Raw genomic sequence first — 18928 nt, forward strand, 5'->3', positions numbered from 1 at the left:
AACGGCGGACGCCGTTGCGGCCCCGGCACGTCCAGACAGCTCACGCCGATGCGCCGAACCAGCGTTCGAGGGCATCACGGAGCTTGCCGCCCTCGGACTCGATCCAGACCACGTGACCGTCCGGGCGCAGCAGCACCGCCTCCGGAGCGTTGACCACCTTGGTGCCGCCCGCAGGATTCCAGGAGCCGGTGAAGACGTCGACGCGGCTGGACCAGCCCTTGGCAAGGTCGGCGGCCTCCCCGCCCGTCCCCGCTGCGCCGGTGAGGATGAGGACACCGCGCGCAGGGTGCAGCAGTTCGGCCACCCGGGTGTGCGTGCCGTCCGGGCCCGTCAGCTCCAGTGCCGGATCGAGGCGCCGACCCAGCAGCGGGTGGTCACCGCTGCCCACGTCGTAGCGGACGTCCAGGCCGCTGACCTGGCCGGCGAGGTAGCGCGCGGCGTCAGGGATCTCGACGAGTTCACGCATCACCTCACGCAGCGGTTCCATCTCTTCACCGCTGAGATAGAGCAGCGACTGGGCGAGGGTGTTGCGGATCAACTCCTCGCCGACGGGGTGGCGTTCACCGTGATAGGTGTCCAGGAGACCGTCGGGGGCCCAGCCGTTGACCGTGGCGGCCAGTTTCCAGCCGAGGTTCACCGCGTCCTGCAGGCCGACGCTCAGGCCCTGCGCCCCCAGCGGCGCATGGTCGTGGGCGGCGTCGCCGACGACCAGGACACGTCCACGCCGGTACTCCGTGGCCTGGCCGGTCGCGTTGGTGAGGGCGGTCATCCAGCGGGCGGAGGCATGGTGGATGGACTCACCCGTCATACGCTGCCAGGCGTCGGCGACCTCGGTGAACGTGAGGTCGCCGACGCCGTGGTCGGGGCGGATCCCCGGCTCGTGGATGACGATTCGGTCCACGCCCGGTTCCAAGGTGACCGACAGAACCATGCCGCCACCGGGAACGCGCTCGCCGATGGGGCGCATCCGCAGGTCGGCGCCGACGACGTCGGCGAGATACATGCCGCGGGTGGCGGGCAGCCCGGGAAAGCCGATACCGGCAAGGCCGCGCACGGTGCTGCGGGAGCCGTCGCAGCCCACGAGGTACTGCGCCGAGTCCTGCCCCGGGCCGTCGGGGCCGTCGAAGTCGACCACGACATGGTCGTCGGTCTCGGTGAAGCCGGTCACCTCACAGCCACGGCGGATGACGACACCGAGCCCGGTGGACCACTCCTCCAGCAGATCCTCGGTGCGGGACTGAGGCAACCCCATGACACCGAAGTGGTTGCCGTCCAGCTTGCCGAAGTCGATGCGCACCCCGCCGAAATGGCCTTGCTTGCCCCACCTGAATTCGCCGAGGCGGGTGAGCAGGCCACGCTGGTCGAGTATTTCGGCGGTCCGTCCGGTGAATCCGAGACCCCGGGATTCACCGGTGGCGGCGGGCAGCTGCTCGTAGACGACGACGTCCACGCCGGCCAGCCGCAGTTCACCGGCGAGCATCAGCCCTACCGGCCCGGCGCCGACGATGATCACGCCCTGGGACATATGCACTCCTCACACAGTCGAGGCAACGCCTCGAGTCGGGGAAAACGTCAGATAACTGGGGGATGCCGTCCGCAGCCGGGCCGGGACGCCGGAACGCTCCGCCCTCACGCAGCCGCGATCGCCGAGCGGGGCCGGCCGAACCAGCGCTCCAACGCCTCCGGCAGGCTGTCGCTGCTCGGCGCGGCCCAGGCGACGTAGCCGTCCGGCCGCAGCAGGACCGCCTCCGGCAGGGACGTGTCGCCGACGGCAGCCGTGTCGTCCCAGGTCCCGACGGCCACATCGATCCGGTCCGCCCAACCGTCCGCCGGCCGCAGCGTCTCGTTGTCGACGGTGCCGGAGCCGGCGGCAATGAGCACGGGCCGGCCCGCGTGCAACAGTTCGGCGACGCGCACCGGCCCGTCTCCCGCACGCCGCAGCACCAAGTCGGGCGAGAGGCGCAGCCCGGCCAGGGGGTGGGTCGCGCCGCCCATGTCGTAACGGACGTCAAGGCCGCTGACCATGCCGGCCAGGTGCCGTGCCACCGCCGGGATGTGCACCAGTTCGCCCATCACCTCGCGCAGCGGCTCCATCTCCTCGCCGCTGAGGTACAGCCGCGTCTGGGCTCGGGTGTTGCGCATCAGCATCCGGCCCACCGGGTGGCGCTCGCTGTGGTACGTGTCCAGCAGCCCCTCGGGAGCCCAGCCGGCGATGTCGGCGGCGAGCTTCCAGCCGAGGTTCGCCGCGTCCTGCACCCCCACGCTCATGCCCTGGGCCCCGGCCGGCATGTGGATGTGTGCGGCGTCCCCGGCCAGGAACACCCGTCCGGCCCGATATGCGGAGGCCTGCCGGGTGGTGTCGGTGAACGAGCTGATCCAGCGGACCTCGGCCTGGTGGATGGACTCGCCCGTCATACGCTGCCAGGCGTCCGCGATCTCCGTGAAGCGCAGCTTGCTGCGGTCCTCGTGAGGGCGCAGGTTCTCGTCGTGGATGACGATCCGGTCCACGCCGTTCTGCAGGTCGAAGGCCATCACCATGCCGCCGTCGACGCGCTCGCCGATGGGCCTGGGCCGTACTCCGCTGCCCACCACATCAGCCATGTACATCCCCCTGGTGGCACCCCAGCCGGGGAAGTCGATGCCGGCCAGGCTCCGGACGAGGCTGCGGGCCCCGTCGCAGCCGACCAGGTATCGTGCCGTCTCCTCGCCGGGCCCGTCAGGGCCTTCGAACTGCACGGTGACCTCGTCCGCGGTCTGCCGATAGCCGGTGATCTCGTGGTTTCGATGCACCACGACACCCAGTTCCCGGAGCCAGGTCTCCAGGATCTCCTCGGTCTGGAACTGCGGGATTCCCCGGACACTGAAGTGGTTGTCGTCGAGCTTGCCGAAGTCGATGCGCACGCCGCCGAAATGCCCCTGGGCCCACTCCACTTCGCCGAACCGCTCCAGCAGGCGCCGTTGGTCGAAGATCTCGGCTGCCCGCCGGGTGAACCCCACCCCGCGGGACTCCCCGCTCGGCGCGGGCAGCTTCTCGTACACGGCCACATCGGCGCCGCCGAGCCGGAGTTCACCGGCGAGCATCAGCCCGACCGGCCCGGCGCCGACGACGATCGCGTCCTTGGTCACGTTTCCTGCTCCTCGTGCAGATAGATGTGCGTCATGTCGGTCGTCGATCGAAGCGAGCCGCGTGTGCCCGATCACCTGGCGCGAGGGAGGTGAGGCGGCGTTGCGCAGGCACGACAGCCACACACCGGTGTGTTCAACCGGGCACCGCGCCCGGTTGAACAGCCCTGTGGACCGGGGTGGCGCACCATGCTCAGACGATCTTCATCGTGGCCATCATGCCCATCGCGGAGTGGTCGAGCATGTGGCAGTGGTACGCGTACTCCCCCCTGTAGGCGTCGAAGTTCGCCTGGAGTTTCACGCTCTCGCCCGGCATCACCACCACGGTGTCCTTCAGGCCCGACTCGGCCGGGCCCGGGGCCGCCCCGTTCCGTTCGATCACCCGGAACTGGACCAGATGCATGTGGAAGTTGTGCGGGACCCTGGCGTTGGCGTTGACGACCGTCCAGATCTCGCTGGCGCCCCACCGGATGCGTGCGTCGACGCGCTGCGGATCGTAGACCTTGTCATCCATGTATGCCTGCGGGTGGGGCCTGCCGTCCTCGTCCATCCGCAGGACGACGGTGCGGTGATTCGTGGCAGCGGGCAGAGGGGGCAGAGTGCGCAGCACATCGGGGACGGAGCTGGGGTCGTCGGCGGAGTGCGTCACGTCGAAACGCATCACCTGAGCGGCTGAGCCGCTGCCTCCGGCGTTCTCCAGGACGACCTGGGTGCCGACCGGGTAGCGCGAGAAGTCGATGACGACGTCGGCACGCTCACCGGAGGAGAGAAAGACGGACTGCGTGACGTACGGAGCGGGCAGAAGTCCGCCGTCCGAACCGATCTGCACCATGTCGCCGCCGTCTGCGAGACGGAGCGTGAGGAAGCGCATGTTGGAGGTGTTGGCGAAGCGGAACCGGTACTTGCGGGCGGCGACCTCGAAGTACGGGGAGGGCACACCGTTGGCCAGCAGGGTGCTCCGACCGCGGTCTCCCATGGCGTAGAGGAGCTGGCCCGCATCGTCGAAGTGTGCGTCGCGCAGCTGGATCAGAACGTCGTACGCGCCCTTGGGCAGCGGCAGCGCGTCCTCGACGGCGTCGCTGATCAGATAGCTGCCCTGCAGGCCGCGATAGACGTTCTCCGACTCCAGATGGTGAGCGTGGTCGTGGTACCACAGCGAGGCATGCGGCTGCCTGTTGGGATAGACGTACACACGCTCGCCACCGGGGGCGATCGTGTCCATGGGGCCACCGTCGCTCCGGGACGGCACCGAGGCACCGTGCAGATGGCGGGATATCGGCACATTCAGATCATTGCGCTGGCGGATGACGACGGGGCGGTTCTTGCGCGCCTTGATCGTCGGGCCCGGGAACTGTCCGTCATAGGTGAACAGCTCGGTGGGCACACCCGGCAGGATCTCCTTCACGGAGCTGCGAGCGGTGACCACGTATCTGTCCACCCCGCCGGCGGTGGAGACCGGCCGTGCCGCAGGTATCAGCGGCATGGGCGCCTTGAACGGCTCGATGGGCGGGAGGGTGCTCTGCGCCGGGGCAGGTTCATCCGTGGCCCCTGAGGCCGTCGCGGTGAACAGAGGGATCAGCGAGGCCCCGGTCAAACCTGTGGCAGCGGTGGCAATCCCTGCGCCGAGCAGACGTCGTCTGGCGATCATGATGGGTCCTTAGGAGAGTTTCACGTGGGAATGCCTGCGCGCTTCACCTCTGGCACGGGAATGCCGAGCGCTCGCATCTGCTCGAGCGGATTCATGAACTCACGGTTTCGCACAATCTTTCCGTCGTTCAGCTCGAAAGAATGCAGAAAATGGTTCTCGTAGTAGCCCTCGGGGTAACCCGGGAATTTGATCGTCCCATGACCGTCACACTCCACCCAGAAGAAATTCGGGTCCTGGGTCTCGAAGATCTGGATGTTGTACCACTCCCAGTCCGGGAAGCACTTGAGCGACCACACACCGTGCTCACCCAAGCGGTCTCGGCCTTGGATGATGATGGGCGCTCCGGTGTCATTGGTCCACAGACCGCCGCTGCCGTCCTCGACGAACAACTCGTGGCGGTGAAGCCGAGCTGTTCCCTTCGTGTCCGCCAAATATTTCTCGACAGTGGCTCGATTTTTCCGGCGCAGTGCGACGTCATCGGCGAAAACGTACGGTGTTGCGTCAGCCATGGATTCCCCTCGGCAGGGTTTGTGTGGAAGCGCGATATTCGACCCTAGGCAACTGCGGCAGGGGCACGGGAATTATGGCAGTCACCGCTTGGTGCTGACTTGAAGACGGGCTGAGGACGTCACTTACGGTCGCGCGATCCGTGGGATGCCGAGAGGCTGGATCGATTCTCGATCGGAACCCGATGGGGTCCGGACAGACTACGGGTGCAGGTCGGAGAAGCGGCGAATGGAGATCACCGATGGCAGGCACCCTCCGCGAGGTCACGGCGTCCGGACAGGCGGCCGACACCTCGCACGGCGCGGATGCCGGGCAGTCCCCAGGCTCCCCTGCCACAGCGGCACAGGTGACGGACGAGCTGCTCGAGCTCTCGCTGGGCTATCTCTACTCAGCCGCCCTGCACACCGCCGCCCGCTTTCACATTGCGGATCACCTGGGAGCCGGCCCGCGCACGGCCGGTGAACTCGCCGCGGTCGCGGGCCTCGACGCCTCGTACCTCTACCGGGTCCTGCGGCTCCTCGCCACCAAGGGTGTGTTCCGGGAGGACGACGAGGCCAGGTTCCATCTCACACCGCTCGCACAGCTGTTGCGCACGGACGCGGAGCAGTCGTTGCGCGACTACGTCCTCGTGCGTGGTGAGCCGGTCTTCTGGCAGTCGGCGGCCCGGCTTCACGAGGCGGTACGGACCGGCACCAACGCATTCGAGTCCGTCTACGGCGTCCCCTTCTACGACCACATCGCTGCCGACCCGGAACTCGGCAGGGCATTCAACTCCAGCATGGCGGCCTTCTCGCAGGTGCTCAGCGACACGGTGGTCGACTCCTTCGATTTCTCCGGATGCACGAGTGCCGTGGACGTCGGCGGCGGGCGTGGTGGCCTGCTGCGGACGGTGCTGCTGCGCAACCCGCACATGACGGGAATCCTTCTCGATCTGGAATCCGTGGTTGCCGGACACGTCCTGGACGTTCCCGAGCTGGCCGGACGGTGGAGTGCCGTGGCCGGGGACTTCTTCGCCTCGGTGCCGTCCGGCGCCGACATCTACCTCCTGAAGCATGTACTGGCCAGCTGGCAGGACGACGAGTGCGTGCGCATCCTGCGAACGTGCCGCACGGCCATGCCCGCTCACGGCCGTCTGCTGGTCGTCAACGCGCTGATTCCCCCGGGCAATGAGCCCCATGCGGGCAAGACCGGCGACGTGCTGATGATGACGGTCCTGAACGGGCGAGGCCGCACGCGCACGGAGTACGAAGCGCTGCTGGCGGCATCGGGATTCACGGTCACACGTGTGCTGGACACCTCCTCGCACGCCTCGGTCATCGAGGCGGTCCCTGCCGGCTGAGCGTCGATTCGATGCCGTGCTGCCACAGGCATGGGATGACCGGGCCGTCCCCTTCTGCGGTCACACGGTTGCGAGCAGATCGCGCAGCGACTCGTCGAGCGTGCGCCGTGGTCGCCACTGCAGCAGACGCCGGGCCCTGGTGATGTCGGTCTGCTGCCACTCGGCGCCCGAGCGGGTGCCGTCGGGCGGCTCTTCCTCCAACAGTCGCACCGCAAGCCCGCTGAGTTCGACCAGCCTGTGCACGAGATGCCTGACCGACACGGCCTGGCCCCGGCCGATGTTGACGATGCGGCCCCGTACCGCGTCTCGCGGCACGAAGGCTGCCGCCACGGCCGCGTCCGCCACATCGCGTACGTCGATGAAGTCACGCCGTGCCGTCAGGGGTGCCAGCCGCAACTCGACGGGCCGCCCGTGCCGACCGGCCTGCCGGGCCAGTTCGCCCGCCACCTTGCCCAGCAGGCTCTGCGGCGGTGCCCCCGGCCCACAGGCGTTCGCCACGCGCAGGGTCACGGCGTCCAGCCCGTCGCGTGCGGCGTCGGCCACCCATCGGGTGCCGCGCAGTTTGGTCCGGCCGTAGACGCCGGTCGGCGCCGGATCCCACCTCTCGGTGAGCGGCACACCGGCCGGTATCGGTCCGTATTCGTGCACACTCCCGAGGTGGACCAGCCGCGCCGGTGCGGGCAGCTTCGCCAGCGCGGTGACGAGGCGGTGCACGAATGCGTCATTGAGTTCACGCATACGCTGCTCGTCCGCCTGCCACACGGTGCCGACGGCGTTCACCACCACGTCAGGCCGGTGCGCCGCCAGAAAGTCGACCAGGTCGGTCGTCGTGGTGGCGGCCAGATCGAGTGCGGCCCCGCGGCTCCCGGCCGCCCGCGACGCGGACCGCGAGACACCCAGCACCCCATGTCCCGCGGCGGCGCAGGCATCGACGATGTGGCACCCCAGGAAACCCGTGGCGCCGAGGACCACGATGCGGCGACCGGTCACCATCACATCACCACGTCGCCGACGCCGGTGGCCGTGCACCTCACGCGGCGACCTCGATCCTGGTGTGGTCCCCGACGACCAGCCGGTGGTGCGGGGTATGCCCGTCCGTCGGACCGACGCTGGCCATACGGCCGATGATCGAGCTGTGCAGGCCCCGTACGTCCGTGACCTTCGCACCCTCGAGTGCGATGGAGGAGTCGATGTGCGTGTGCCGCAGCACGCAGTCGTTGCCGATGGAGGTGTTCGGGCCGATGTGGCTGTACTCGACCGTGGTGCCGGCGCCTACGATGGCAGGCCCGACGATGCGCGATCCGACCACGCGGGCCCCCCTTTCCACGACGACCGGGCCGATCAGCACACTGGCGTCGTCGACCTCGCCTTCGACGGACGACACCAGCCCCTCCAGCAGCTTTCGGTTGCATTCCAGCACGTCGTCGACACGGCCGGTGTCCTTCCAGTAACCGCCGTACTCGCTGGCGGTCACCTGTGCGCCCTCGGTCACCAGCCATTGAACAGCGTCCGTGATCTCCAGTTCGCCGCGGGCGCTGGGGCTGATCGCACCGACCGCTTCATGAATCGCCGGCGTGAAGAAGTAGACGCCGATGAGGGCGAGATCGCTCTGCGGGTCCTGCGGCTTCTCCACCAGCCGTACGATGCGGCCTTCCTGGTCGAGCTCGGCGACGCCGAAGGAACGAGGGTCCGCGACCTTGTGCACGACGACCTGGGCTGCGGGACGCTTCTCGACGAAGTCCCGCGCGATGTCCGTGACCCCGTCCGGAAGCATGTTGTCGCCCAGATACATGACGAAGTCGTCGTCCCCCAGGAACTCCCGGGCCAGCAAGACGCAATGCGCCAGACCGCGCGGCTCGTCCTGGTGGATGTACGTGACCTTGAGCCCCAGTCGAGAACCGTCACCGATCGCCGCGACGATCTGCGCGGGACGGTCACCGACGATGAGCCCGACTTCGGTGATTCCCAGGTCGCGTACCCCATTGAGAACATGTTCCAGAACGGGCGTGTTGGCTATCGGAATCAGTTGCTTGGGCATGGAATGACTGAAGGGGCGCAGCCGTGTTCCTGCCCCACCCGACAACACCAGTGCCTTCATCACACGTTCCCCTTTCGCGTATACGGTTCAGGACTTGCTGTGACGGTCATGTGCCGCCGATCGGAGACGACCGGCGCCGCGTCATGGGCGAGCAGACACTCTTCTAGGAAGGCCAGGACCCTCAGGTGGTAGGTGCGCGCCGCCCAGCCCAGGCTGATGTTGTGGCCGGCGTCGGGCAGGTGGTCGACCTTCACCCTCGGGGCTTTCAGTGGCCGCAGCAGTTCGGCGACGGCTGCTTCGTCGTGCAGCCACCACCGCTCCTGTTCGGCGAACGTGAAGCGGACCGGGACCCGGATCCGGGCGGCGAGCCGCGGATACATCCGCGGCCAGGCGAGCGCCTCATCGGCTTCCGTCGCGGGAATCGGCGCGATCAGGTCGCGGCCGAAACGGAAGGCGTGCGGTGGGTACAGCCGCAGGGCTCCCCAGTGCCGTCGCCAGTCGCCGTGCCCGGTCGGCCCGGGCAGTTCATCGGTGGTCACGGCGAGCCGGGTGCCGATCCCGGAGACGTCCACCCCGATGAGCCCGGATGCGTGGCAGTGGGCCGCGAGGGCCAGTGCCAGCTTGCCGCCGTTGGAGTGGCCGACGACGAAGAACCCCGCGCCGGTGGCGTGCGAGCGGGCGAAAGAGGCCAATGAGCTGTGCAGGATCTGCGCCTGGTCGGCCAGCGGAAGCCCCTGCGGGAACCGGTCGGCGGACAGTCCGTAACCGGGGCGGTCGACGGACAGCACGGTGTAGCCGAGCTGCGCCCCGATCGCCAGCAGGGACAGCCCCGCGCGCGCCCGGCTGTCGAAGTAGCCGGCGCGCATGCCGCCGCCGTGCACAGCGACCACGACGGCGTTCGTGGCGGTTCCCGCCGGCCGGGCGAGCAGCCCGGACAGCTGGACACCGTCGGCGTCGAGGACGATGTTCGCGGTCTCGGAGACCTCACACGCGGCAACGGTCGCGGATGACAGGCTCATGGGCGTCACTGCGGCGCGTTGCCGTGCTTGCGCGAGGGCAGATCGGCGTGCTTGGTGCGGAGCATGGCAAGCGACCGGATCAGCACCGCACGCGTCTGACGCGGGTCGATGACGTCGTCCACGAGTCCGCGCTCGGCCGCGTAGTACGGATGCATCAGTTCTTCCTTGTATTCCTTGATGCGCTTCGCACGGACGGCCTCGGGGTCGTCGGCTGCGTTGATCTCGCGTCGGAACACGACGTTTGCCGCGCCCTCGGCACCCATCACCGCGATCTCGTTGGTCGGCCAGGCCAGTGCCAGATCGGCGCCGATGGAGCGGGAGTCCATGACGATGTAGGCCCCGCCGTACGCCTTGCGCAGCACCAGTGAGATCCGCGGAACGGTGGCGTTGCAGTAGGCGAAGAGCAGCTTTGCCCCCCGCCGGATGATTCCGTTGTGCTCCTGGTCCACCCCGGGAAGAAAACCGGGCACATCGACCAGGGTGACCAGCGGAATGTTGAAGGCGTCGCAGAACTGCACGAACCGGGCGCCCTTTTCGGATGCCTCGATGTCCAGGACGCCCGCGAGGCTGGCCGGCTGATTGGCCACGATGCCCACCACCTGGCCGTCGAGACGAGCCAGCGCACAGACGATGTTGGTCGCCCATGCCGGATGAACCTCGAAGTACTGCTCGTCGTCGACGATCTCCGCGATGACGTCGCGGATGTCGTACGCCTGGCCCTGCTCGACCGGTATCAGCTCCAGCAACCGGTCGTTGGGCCGGTCCACAGGATCGTCGGTGGGTACGACGGGTGCCAGCTCCCGATTGTTCGAGGGCAGCAGGGACAGCAGGTAGCGCACCTCCTCCAGGCAGTGCTCTTCGTCGTCGTAGGCGAAGTGCGCCACGCCGGAGCTCGCGGCGTGCACATCCGCACCGCCCAGCGCGTTGTGCGTGATCTCCTCGCCCGTGACGGCTCTGACCACGTCCGGCCCGGTGATGAACATCTGCGCGGTGTCGCGCACCATGAAGACGAAGTCGGTCAGTGCCGGCGAGTAGGCGGCGCCGCCCGCGCAGGGGCCCAGCATGACGGAGATCTGCGGGATGACCCCGGAGGCACGCGTGTTGCGCCGGAAGATGCCGCCGTAGCCGGCGAGCGCGGCGACTCCCTCCTGGATACGAGCTCCCGCGCCGTCGTTCAACGACACCAGCGGTGCCCCTGCCGCCTCGGCCAGATCCATGACCTTGTGAATCTTCTGGGCATGCGCCTCGCCGAGCGCACCGCCGAAGACCCGGAAGTCATGGGCGTAGACGAAGACAGTCCGGCCGCCCACCGTCCCCCATCCGGTGACGACTCCGTCCCCGTCCGGCCTCTTGTCCTCCAGCCCGAAACCCGTTGCCCGGTGCTTGCGCAGCGGTTCCACCTCGTTGAACGAACCTTTGTCGAGCAGCAGGTCGATCCGTTCGTACGCGGTCAGCTTGCCCTTGCTGTGCTGGCGCTCGGTCGCAGCGGCATCGAGACCGTCCTGCGCGGCACGTTTGCGGTCTGTCAACTCGTCGACTCGGTGGTGCAAACTGCGGGTTGCGTCGGGCATGAGGTCCTCCTCATCAGGAGTTCGGACGAACGGCGAGAGCGCCGATGACGAGCGGTCATCTCGCCACGCCCGTTTCGGAAGCATCGGAAGTGACCACAGAGCCGGCGGGGTGGTGGCACGGCCCGCCACCGCCAGGGGAAGTCGCAGGCCTGCCGGGGCGTCCTCCGTACGCCAGGCGTCGGAGGAGCCCAGCCAGTGCGCCGGGATACAGCGCACACCCGCCTCGGTGGGCCCGGAGCGCGACACGGCCACCGCGGCGACATAGTCCGTGAAGCAGGGAATGCCGTGAACCGTCCAGCCCTCCGGATGCTCCGATCCGCGGACTCCCAGGTAGTCGTGTGCCGCCCCGCGACCGAGGCCGATGCCGAGCCCCTTGAGGTAAGCCTCCTTGCGAGTCCACAGCCAGCCGAACACGGCACGGCGATCGGCCGGCGGCACCGCGGCCAGCTCGGCGCGTTCGCGCGGGTGAAGGGCGTTCTCGCAGGCCGTGACGGTGTCCTCGCGCGGCAGTCTCTGCACATCCACACCGACGGGCACGGGTGCGAAACCCAGCAACGCCACTCCGGAGCTGTGGGAGAGCGAGAAGTGGAGCGGCACCTGCGCGTCGGCCAGAGCAGGGCGGCCGTGCGATCCGCCGCAGGCGGGGCACGGCTCGCGCGTGAACCGCACACTCCGGGGCGCTTGACCGGTGTACCGGCTGAGCAGGCGGCGCAGCCCTGCGTGTGCGGCGGCGTACAGCAGTGCGTCGGCCCGCCGACGGAAGCCGTCGGTGCGGGCCCGCTCGGTGGCATCGAGCTCGGACAAGTCCAGGGCCGGCCGTTCGCTGCCGCTGGGGCTGCGGATGAGCCACAGGTCGAGCTGATCCGGCGGCACGGCTGACCCCGGCGGCGGCAACGGCCCTGATGGCGTGATCGGCCACATCGCCATGGGGGTCTCCAGTTCCTCAGGGGTGGTGGTGACAGGGCAGCGGCAGCTCGGACCGCCCGAAGGCCCTGCGGTACATCCCCGCCGGACGTACGTGTGACGGCTCACGGCTGGAGTCTGCTGGCCTTCCAGCCGCCGGCAGTGCGCTCGTAGCGCAGCCGCTCGTGCAGCCGGTCAGTGCCGTTCGACCAGAACTCGACGGAGGCGGGGGCGAGCCGGTAGGCCGCGAACGTCTCGGGGCACGGCAGCGCCCGCTGTGACTCGGCCAGCGTCCGGGCCCTGGCCCGCAGCTCGGCCACGTCGGCAAGGCTGTCCAGCGGCCGGCTCTGCCGTGAGACCGTGCTCATGGCGTGCGTGAAAACCGGCCGCGCGCGCCACAGGGTCTCGGCGTGTGCGTCCGGCATCCGGCGCACAGGACCGGCCAGAGTGATCTGCTGGCTGGTCTCCCTCCAGTACAGGGCGCCTGAGGCCCAGGGGTTCTCGGCCAGTTCCCGTCCTTTTCGGCTGTCGGCGTGGGTGACGAAATCGATCCCGTGCTCCGTCACCGAGCCGAGCACCACGATGCGCGACGATGTGCGGCCCCGGGCGTCGGCAGTGGCCAGAGCCAGGGCGCGCGGCTCCCGAACGCCGAGGTCGACACTGCGTTCGAGCCATCTGACCAGCAACGCCATCGGATCGGCCGGCGGCACGTGGTACTCGGGGAAGGGCACCTCCTCGGTGCCGGTGAGCGACTCGGAGCGCGTCGCGTCCGGACGGTCGCCCGCGTTGCCTGAGGTGCTGGGCGACGGGACCAGGTCAGACATGGAGCACCCCCTCGGCAGCGACGACTCCGTGGCCCGAGACCTCGACGGAGTCGACCCGGTCGCCTTGCCCGTGGACCAGTGCTCCCATGAGCGAGGGGCGGCCGATCTCCACGCCCTGGGCGATCTCGATGCCCTGCCCGTACGGGCTCAGGCCGTGCCGCGCGAGATGGATGGCGAGGGGGCCGGCGGCGGACCCGGTCGCCGCGTCCTCCACGACGCCGTAGGAAGGCGAGAACATGCGGTTGCGCCAGGCACGGCCGCTTCCGGCGAAGCAGTTGACCGCCAAGTCGGGGAAGTACGCCAGGGCACGATGGTCGGGATTGACCTTCGACAGGGCTTCCACGCTCTCGAGCCCGACGAGGACGTGCCGGGGGCCGTTCACATAGACCTCGACGGGAAGCGCCGACGAGTCGATGCCCAGCGCCTGAAGCAGTTCGCCGGTGCGGTCGAAGGGCTTCCACCAGGGCACCGGCTGACGCATGCCGACCCGGAGCGCCCCGTCGTCGGCGCGTTCGAGTGTGAGGGGAATGACGCCCATGGCGGTCTCGAGGTTCAGCCGGCTCGCGCCGGTGCGGCTGCCCAAGGCCACGGCGGTGCCGAGCAAGGGGTGCCCGGCGAAGGGGAGTTCGTTGACGGGAGTGAAGATCCGCACGTGGGCGTCGCTGCCGTCCTTGCGGGGGCGCAGCACGAACGTGGACTCCGAGAGGTTCATCTCCCGGGCGATGCACTGCATCTGATCGGCGGTCAAGTTGTCGCTCGCGAAGAACACGGCCACCGGGTTGCCGCTCAGGGGTTGCCGGGAGAACGCGTCGACGACCACGTACTTGTGCATACGCTTCCTCACTCGTCACAGGGCTGTGCCGCGGCCGGCGAGCGTTCGGAGGAACGATCAGCCCGCCATGCTGGATGTGGAGGCCAGCACGTCGGCCAGGGCCGTGCCCACGATGCGTGGCCCGCCTTGAGTGAGCACGGATTCCGGGTGGAACTGCACGGAGGCGAAGCCCGGTCCGCTCAGCGCGTGGACCTCCCCGGTGACCCCATCCCTGCTCACCCGGACCGGGCCCACGCCGGCCGCGAGGAATTCGTCGTGTTCGCAGGTCAGCGCGTACGTGTTGTAGAAGCCGACGCGTTCGGCGGTGCCGAACAGATCGATCTCCTTCTGCACTCCCTGGCTGGGTTTCGCCTTCTGGCGCAGCGGCAGTCCGAGCCTGAGGCCGAGGATCTGATGGCTCAGGCACACGGCGAGGAACGGGTGGCGCCGGCGCAGCAGCGTGTCCACCGCCGCGTGCAGGTACCGCATCTTCGGGTGTGTCCTGTCCCGGGGATCACCGGGCCCGGGGCCCAGCACCACGAGGTCGTGGCCGTCGAGGGGACAGCCCTCGTCGAAGCGGCGGACCAGCACGTCCAGTCCCAAAGACCTGAGCTGCTGGTCGAGCATGGACGTGAAGGCGTCCTCGGCGTCCACCACGAGGGCACGGCGTCCGGCCAGCCGCGGGTCCGTGAAAGCCTGCCTGGCGTCGCCGGTCAACCAGAAGTCGGCGATGGGTTCGTTGCGCTGCTCGAGGGCTTTGCGCACCCTCGGGTGGCCGGCGAAGCGCCTCGGCTCCTCGTTGAGTGCGGCCAGGAGTCCGGCTGCCTTGGCACGCGTCTCCGCGGCTTCGGACGCGGGATCGGAGTGCCGCACGATCGTGGCGCCCACGGAGATGCCGACACGGCCCTCGGGAGAGATGTCCGCCGTACGGATCAGGATCGCGGAATCCATCACGGTGTTGCCGTACGCGTCCCGTCCGATGAGCGCCGCCGCACCGCTGTAGTAGCCGCGGCCTCCCGGCTCGTACCGGCGGATGATCCGGCAGGCGCTCTCCAGCGGACTTCCGGTCACCGTGGGCGCGAACATCGTCTCGCGCAGGATGTCACGCACATCCCGGTCGGTTCCGCCCTCGATCAGGTACTCGGTGTGCGCCACCTGAGCCATTTCCTTCAGCCGCGGACCGACGACACGACCACCCCTGTCGCAGATGCGTCCCATCATCTTGAGTTCCTCGTCCAGCACCATGTAGAGCTCGTCGGTCTCCTTGCGGTCGCCGAGAAACTCGAGCACGCCCTCCAGCGTGGGCCCTGACGGGGGATAGCGGTACGTGCCGCTGATGGGATTCATCACGGCGATGCCGTCCGCGAGGCTGACATGCCTCTCGGGTGAGGCGCCGACGAGGGTCCGCGTGCCGGTGTGGATCAGGAAGGTCCAGTGAGCACCCGACTCGTGTTCGACGAGGCGGCGGAAGAGTGCGGGGGCACTGCGCGGCCCGTAGTCCGTGATGTCCGCGACGAACGTGCGCTTGATGACGAAGTTCGCCCCCTCCCCCGTTCCGATCATTTCTTTGACGACGCTGCGCACCACTTCCTCGTAAGCCCGGTCGTCCATGTCGAAGTCCCCGTCGGCCAGTCGTGTCGGCACTTCGGGAATACGTGTCAGCGCGTCGGCCAGCGGCAACCGCTGCTGGCGGGTGATGGTCATGGCCACCAGCGGCGTCCCGTCGTCGGCGCAGGCGAAGCCGCGCTCGACGAGTTGCCGGTACGGAACGATCACCAGCACGTCGTGGCGCGCGCCGGCGCCGGGGCCCGCGGCAGCGGGCACGGGGATGTCCGCCAGTTTGGCGGGGAATGACACCGTCCCCTCGACGATCTCCACGACGTCAGGGCCGGTGACACCGGGCCGATGCAGGAGCGCGAACGCCTGCGCCTGCCCGTCCAGCGCCGTCTGGAGCACGTCTCTGTCCGTCTCGCCGCCACCGGTGAGAAGGCGGTGCACCGGGCGGCCCGTCATGCCATGACCCCCTTGACCGTCGTGACGAGGGCGCAGCGCTCGGCGGCATAGGCAAGCGCCAGACGGTGGTACTCCTGGGAGAAGTCTGCCGTGGCGTCCGCGACGAGGAACGGCTGTATGTCGTGGGTGAACGCGTCGATCGCGGTGGCGAGGACGCCGACGTGGGCGTAGACGCCACAGAGGATCAGCTGATCGCGGCCCGCATCGCGCATGCGTTGCAGCAGATCGGTCTTGAAGAACGCGCTGTAGCGCCACTTGGTGAACATCCAGTCGCCGTCAGCCGGCGCGAGGGCGTCGGCGACCTGGCGGTCCTCGGGAGCGGGGCGCATACCGGGGCCCCAGAAGTCCTTGAGCAGACCACGCTCGGCGTCGCTCATTCCCCCCGGCTGGGCGGTGTAGGCGATGGGGACGCTGAGCCCGGCGCAGTGGTCACGCAACTGCGCCGCGTGGTGGACGAGCTGATGGCTCAGGCTGCTGGGGAACGGCCTGAGGAAGTACCGCTGCATGTCGTGGACCAGCAGGACCGCTCGCTCGGGCTGGACGCTCCAGCGCACAGCGGGCGACGGGAGATCGCCTTCGGTGGGCAGCAGGTACGGAGTCACAGGGGGTATGCCGGTCATCGCTCCATTTCCTTGCTTCACGCGGATATGCCAGGTGTGCGGTGCACAGCAGGGCGCGAAACGTTGGGTGGCCTGTCGGTGCCGCGCGCGGCCTGGACAAGCGGGGCCACCGGGTGCGATGACGGTGGTGCCGTGCATCCGGTCGGGCCGGCCGGGGCGCCGTAGAAGGGTGGGCCGTCCGGGCTGGTGCCAAGGGCCGAGCCGCAGGGGAATACGTCAGGAAAAATGACCCCGTGTTCCCTGAGACCGGTGGCCGCCTCGGTGATTCGCGCCCGGCGCACCCACCCGCTTTCCGGGGGAAGACAGCGGGGCGGGTGCCGGCCGGCGACCTACGCCCACACCATAAGCGCCACCGCACCACATGTCCCGCGCGCATTTCCGGAATTCGAACCCGTCTTGAGCAGATCTCCAGCCCGGTCCGCGCCATGGAATTCCGCTCGTCTCCCGGCCACCCAGCGGAATTCAGGCGAGGGAGACACACGCACGCTGCCCTGGCAGCAGGCGTGCCAGAGCGAGGTTCTGCGACCGCAGCCGGGGGGTCAAAGGGCCTTGGGACTGCCCTGCCCGTGGACCGGCCACAGCTCGCGGGCCATCCGTTGTTCCGCCTCGGACAGCGGCATGTCCGCACACACGCGCTCGGGATGACCGGGCGGGAGAACGCACGGGCCTCCTGCCGCCACCGTCAGTCCGCCCGGTGTGTGCCTGGCGAAGGGCCCACGGGCGGAGGGAGCCGATGCGGGTCTGGGCACCGCGTAGTGGTACACGATGGGGCCGGTATGGAAGGCCCCCAGACACACCAGGGAATGCCAGGCCATGCGCAGAAAGCTGATCGGCCACGCTCGCATGCGTCCTTCGAACCGTTTCATGCTCGCCCCTTCGTCTCCGAGCCGAGTGACGGGGCACAGACTGCCAAGATCTGCTCGCGTCCCGGTCGAGCGCTCGGGGCGAGTCCGGTCGTCAGTCGATGCCTCGCACGACGTTGGGTTCCGCGGTGTCGTCATCGTCGACTCCGGCGAGCCGGAGGGGGCGGTACGGGGAGGATTCCGTCGCCGCTTCCCGGGAGTCGCTTCGGTCGTCCTCGGTTGTGTCGTACACCTGTTCCTCCTGCTCGCTCGGCCCGGCAGCGGACACCCGACCGCGGCTTGAGTGATGCGGTTCACCAACACCATGCACAACCGTGCAACAGGGACGCTCGAAGAGCGCTGGGGTACGGCGTCGCACGCCGACGTCACGGCGGCAGGGGGCCGGCAGGCCGGCGCCGGTTCACGCCCGCTTGGCGGGGCGGGCGTGAACCGGCACGGACGGAGGGCCGCAGGTGGGGCGTGCGGGCCCGGGCGGCCTCGTCAGGCGGCCGGGAACTTCAGCAGCTCGCCGTTGTTCGACAGGGTCTTGTTGGTGACGTAGATGTCACCCCGGCGCGTGACGTCCAGGCCGGTGGGCGTGATCAGCGGGGTGTCGGTCTTGATGGGCGTGAGGGCACCGGTGCGCTTGTCGATCCGCGTCAGCGTCCCGCCGGCACTGCCCGTGGAGTACGACAGGGCGATCAGGTCCCCGTTCGGCGCCACGGCGAGGTCGATGACGTTGGTCAGACCGCTGGCGAAGACAGTCGGCTTGCCGCCCGGCACATAACGCCAGATGCGGCTGAGACCGGCCTGGGTTCCGCTCAGGTCGGAGATGTAGAAGGCGCCGTCACAACCGCGCACGATGCCGCTGGGCACCGCGTCGACCTCGCCCGGGGGCAGCGCGTTCGCCGAGGCGCTTCCGGAGTCCGCCGGCAGGACGTTGGTCGGGAGGACCACCTCGGTCTCGGTGGTGCCGTCGGGGTGGACCCGGACCACGTCGTTGGCCGCGGCATCGGTGACGAGGAAGTCCCTGCCGTCCCTGACGAACCGCTGCGGATTGGACGCCGGCTGGGTGTGGCCGAGCACGGCGTCGGGGTCGTGGGCCTCCTCGTGCGCAGCCAGGTCTCCCAGCACCTTGCCGTTGACGATGCTGAGCGTGGCGAGCGGTTCGCTGCCCGCTCCCAGCTCGGTGCGGGTGCCCGGGAGGCCGATCAGGCCGTAGACCGCCCGGTAGGAACCGTCCCACAGCCCCTCGACCTGGTTCAGCCCGAAGACGGTGCCCCGGCCGCCGGGCGGGACGAGCTCCTGAGAGGGCAGGCCGGTGACGACCCGGCCCTGCTTGGTTCCCTTCACCTGATAGATGGAGCCGGTCAGCCCGAAGCACCGCACGGGCATGTCGGGCTTGCTCGCGCACGCCGTACCCGAGCCGCTGCCGGCCTCCGCGACCAGGACCGAGCCGTCGTACTGGACTGTCACGTCTCGGGGGTTGTGCAGACCCGTCGCCACGACGACGGGGGTGGACGCCACCCCGGCCCGGTGGTTGGGGGAGGCAGTGGCGGCTGCCGCCGAGCTCGGTATCGAGGTCGCCGCGAGGCTGACCGCGATCGCCGCTGTCAGGAAGGCACCGGCCCAAGGCTTGAATGCTCTTGACATGCTTCTCCTCGAATTGA

At 69.0% G+C, this 18928-nt stretch carries 16 protein-coding genes and 1 pseudogene; 1 reads left to right on the forward strand and 16 read right to left on the reverse strand.

Features of this window, described 5'->3' with window-relative positions; all coding sequences use genetic code 11:
• Window positions 1-40 precede the first annotated feature (40 nt).
• From ACFVJQ_RS33130 to ACFVJQ_RS33145, 4 genes are all read right to left on the reverse strand, one after another.
• The gene (locus ACFVJQ_RS33130) at window positions 41-1525 is read right to left on the reverse strand and encodes an FAD-dependent monooxygenase (RefSeq protein ID WP_385516002.1); all 1485 of its coding nucleotides are present in this window, start codon (window positions 1523-1525) and stop codon (window positions 41-43) included.
• A gap of 104 nt (window positions 1526-1629) precedes the next feature.
• Window positions 1630-3126 carry an FAD-dependent monooxygenase gene (locus ACFVJQ_RS33135; RefSeq protein ID WP_385789292.1) on the reverse strand — a complete coding sequence of 499 codons (1497 nt, stop codon included), beginning with the start codon at window positions 3124-3126 and terminating at the stop codon, window positions 1630-1632.
• Window positions 3127-3316: 190 nt separating this feature from the next.
• The gene (locus tag ACFVJQ_RS33140; protein ID WP_385516004.1) at window positions 3317-4771 is read right to left on the reverse strand and encodes a multicopper oxidase family protein; all 1455 of its coding nucleotides are present in this window, start codon (window positions 4769-4771) and stop codon (window positions 3317-3319) included.
• 20 nt (window positions 4772-4791) lie between these two features.
• Window positions 4792-5280 carry a PhzA/PhzB family protein gene (locus ACFVJQ_RS33145; RefSeq protein WP_385516005.1) on the reverse strand — a complete coding sequence of 163 codons (489 nt, stop codon included), beginning with the start codon at window positions 5278-5280 and terminating at the stop codon, window positions 4792-4794.
• Between the two features lie 239 nt (window positions 5281-5519).
• On the opposite strand from ACFVJQ_RS33145, the gene ACFVJQ_RS33150 reads away from it, so the two are divergent.
• Entirely contained in the window at window positions 5520-6617 is a 1098-nt protein-coding gene (locus tag ACFVJQ_RS33150; RefSeq protein ID WP_385789294.1) for a methyltransferase, read from the forward strand.
• Between the two features lie 60 nt (window positions 6618-6677).
• Here the strand turns inward: ACFVJQ_RS33150 and ACFVJQ_RS33155 are convergent, their stop codons facing one another.
• The 12 genes and pseudogenes from ACFVJQ_RS33155 to ACFVJQ_RS33210 all read right to left on the reverse strand — a co-directional run bounded on the left by ACFVJQ_RS33155 (window position 6678) and on the right by ACFVJQ_RS33210 (window position 18911).
• Window positions 6678-7610, reverse strand: a complete 933-nt coding sequence (locus ACFVJQ_RS33155; RefSeq protein WP_385516007.1) for an NAD-dependent epimerase/dehydratase family protein — start codon at window positions 7608-7610, stop codon at window positions 6678-6680.
• Window positions 7611-7647: 37 nt separating this feature from the next.
• Window positions 7648-8715 (reverse strand): glucose-1-phosphate thymidylyltransferase, encoded by a 1068-nt coding sequence (locus ACFVJQ_RS33160; protein WP_385516008.1) that lies wholly within the window; start codon window positions 8713-8715, stop codon window positions 7648-7650.
• Entirely contained in the window at window positions 8715-9674 is a 960-nt protein-coding gene (locus ACFVJQ_RS33165; RefSeq protein WP_385789296.1) for an alpha/beta hydrolase family protein, read from the reverse strand. Before ACFVJQ_RS33165 ends, ACFVJQ_RS33160 begins: the two co-directional genes overlap by 1 nt.
• A 5-nt stretch (window positions 9675-9679) precedes the next feature.
• Window positions 9680-11245, reverse strand: a complete 1566-nt coding sequence (locus tag ACFVJQ_RS33170; protein ID WP_385516049.1) for an acyl-CoA carboxylase subunit beta — start codon at window positions 11243-11245, stop codon at window positions 9680-9682.
• Window positions 11246-11605: 360 nt separating this feature from the next.
• Window positions 11606-12172, reverse strand: a pseudogene (locus ACFVJQ_RS33175) (4'-phosphopantetheinyl transferase family protein); the annotation flags it as partial.
• A 101-nt stretch (window positions 12173-12273) separates the two neighbouring features.
• Window positions 12274-12972, reverse strand: a complete 699-nt coding sequence (gene phzG / locus ACFVJQ_RS33180; protein ID WP_385516010.1) for a phenazine biosynthesis FMN-dependent oxidase PhzG — start codon at window positions 12970-12972, stop codon at window positions 12274-12276.
• The gene (locus tag ACFVJQ_RS33185) at window positions 12965-13804 is read right to left on the reverse strand and encodes a PhzF family phenazine biosynthesis isomerase (RefSeq protein ID WP_385516011.1); all 840 of its coding nucleotides are present in this window, start codon (window positions 13802-13804) and stop codon (window positions 12965-12967) included. Before ACFVJQ_RS33185 ends, phzG begins: the two co-directional genes overlap by 8 nt.
• Window positions 13805-13861: 57 nt before the next feature.
• Window positions 13862-15796, reverse strand: a complete 1935-nt coding sequence (locus tag ACFVJQ_RS33190; RefSeq protein ID WP_385516012.1) for an anthranilate synthase family protein — start codon at window positions 15794-15796, stop codon at window positions 13862-13864.
• Entirely contained in the window at window positions 15793-16416 is a 624-nt protein-coding gene (locus tag ACFVJQ_RS33195; protein WP_385516013.1) for an isochorismatase family protein, read from the reverse strand. Before ACFVJQ_RS33195 ends, ACFVJQ_RS33190 begins: the two co-directional genes overlap by 4 nt.
• Window positions 16417-16955: 539 nt before the next feature.
• Window positions 16956-17417 (reverse strand): DUF6059 family protein, encoded by a 462-nt coding sequence (locus ACFVJQ_RS33200; RefSeq protein ID WP_385516014.1) that lies wholly within the window; start codon window positions 17415-17417, stop codon window positions 16956-16958.
• Window positions 17374-17511, reverse strand: coding sequence for a hypothetical protein (locus tag ACFVJQ_RS33205; RefSeq protein ID WP_385516015.1), 138 nt, complete (start codon window positions 17509-17511; stop codon window positions 17374-17376). The genes ACFVJQ_RS33200 and ACFVJQ_RS33205 overlap by 44 nt, the downstream gene beginning before the upstream one ends.
• Before the next feature lie 248 nt (window positions 17512-17759).
• The gene (locus tag ACFVJQ_RS33210; protein WP_385516016.1) at window positions 17760-18911 is read right to left on the reverse strand and encodes a ScyD/ScyE family protein; all 1152 of its coding nucleotides are present in this window, start codon (window positions 18909-18911) and stop codon (window positions 17760-17762) included.
• Window positions 18912-18928: the final 17 nt, after the last annotated feature.

The organism is Streptomyces sp. NPDC127197, assembly GCF_042672405.1.
GTDB classification, from domain to species: domain Bacteria; phylum Actinomycetota; class Actinomycetes; order Streptomycetales; family Streptomycetaceae; genus Streptomyces; species Streptomyces flavusporus.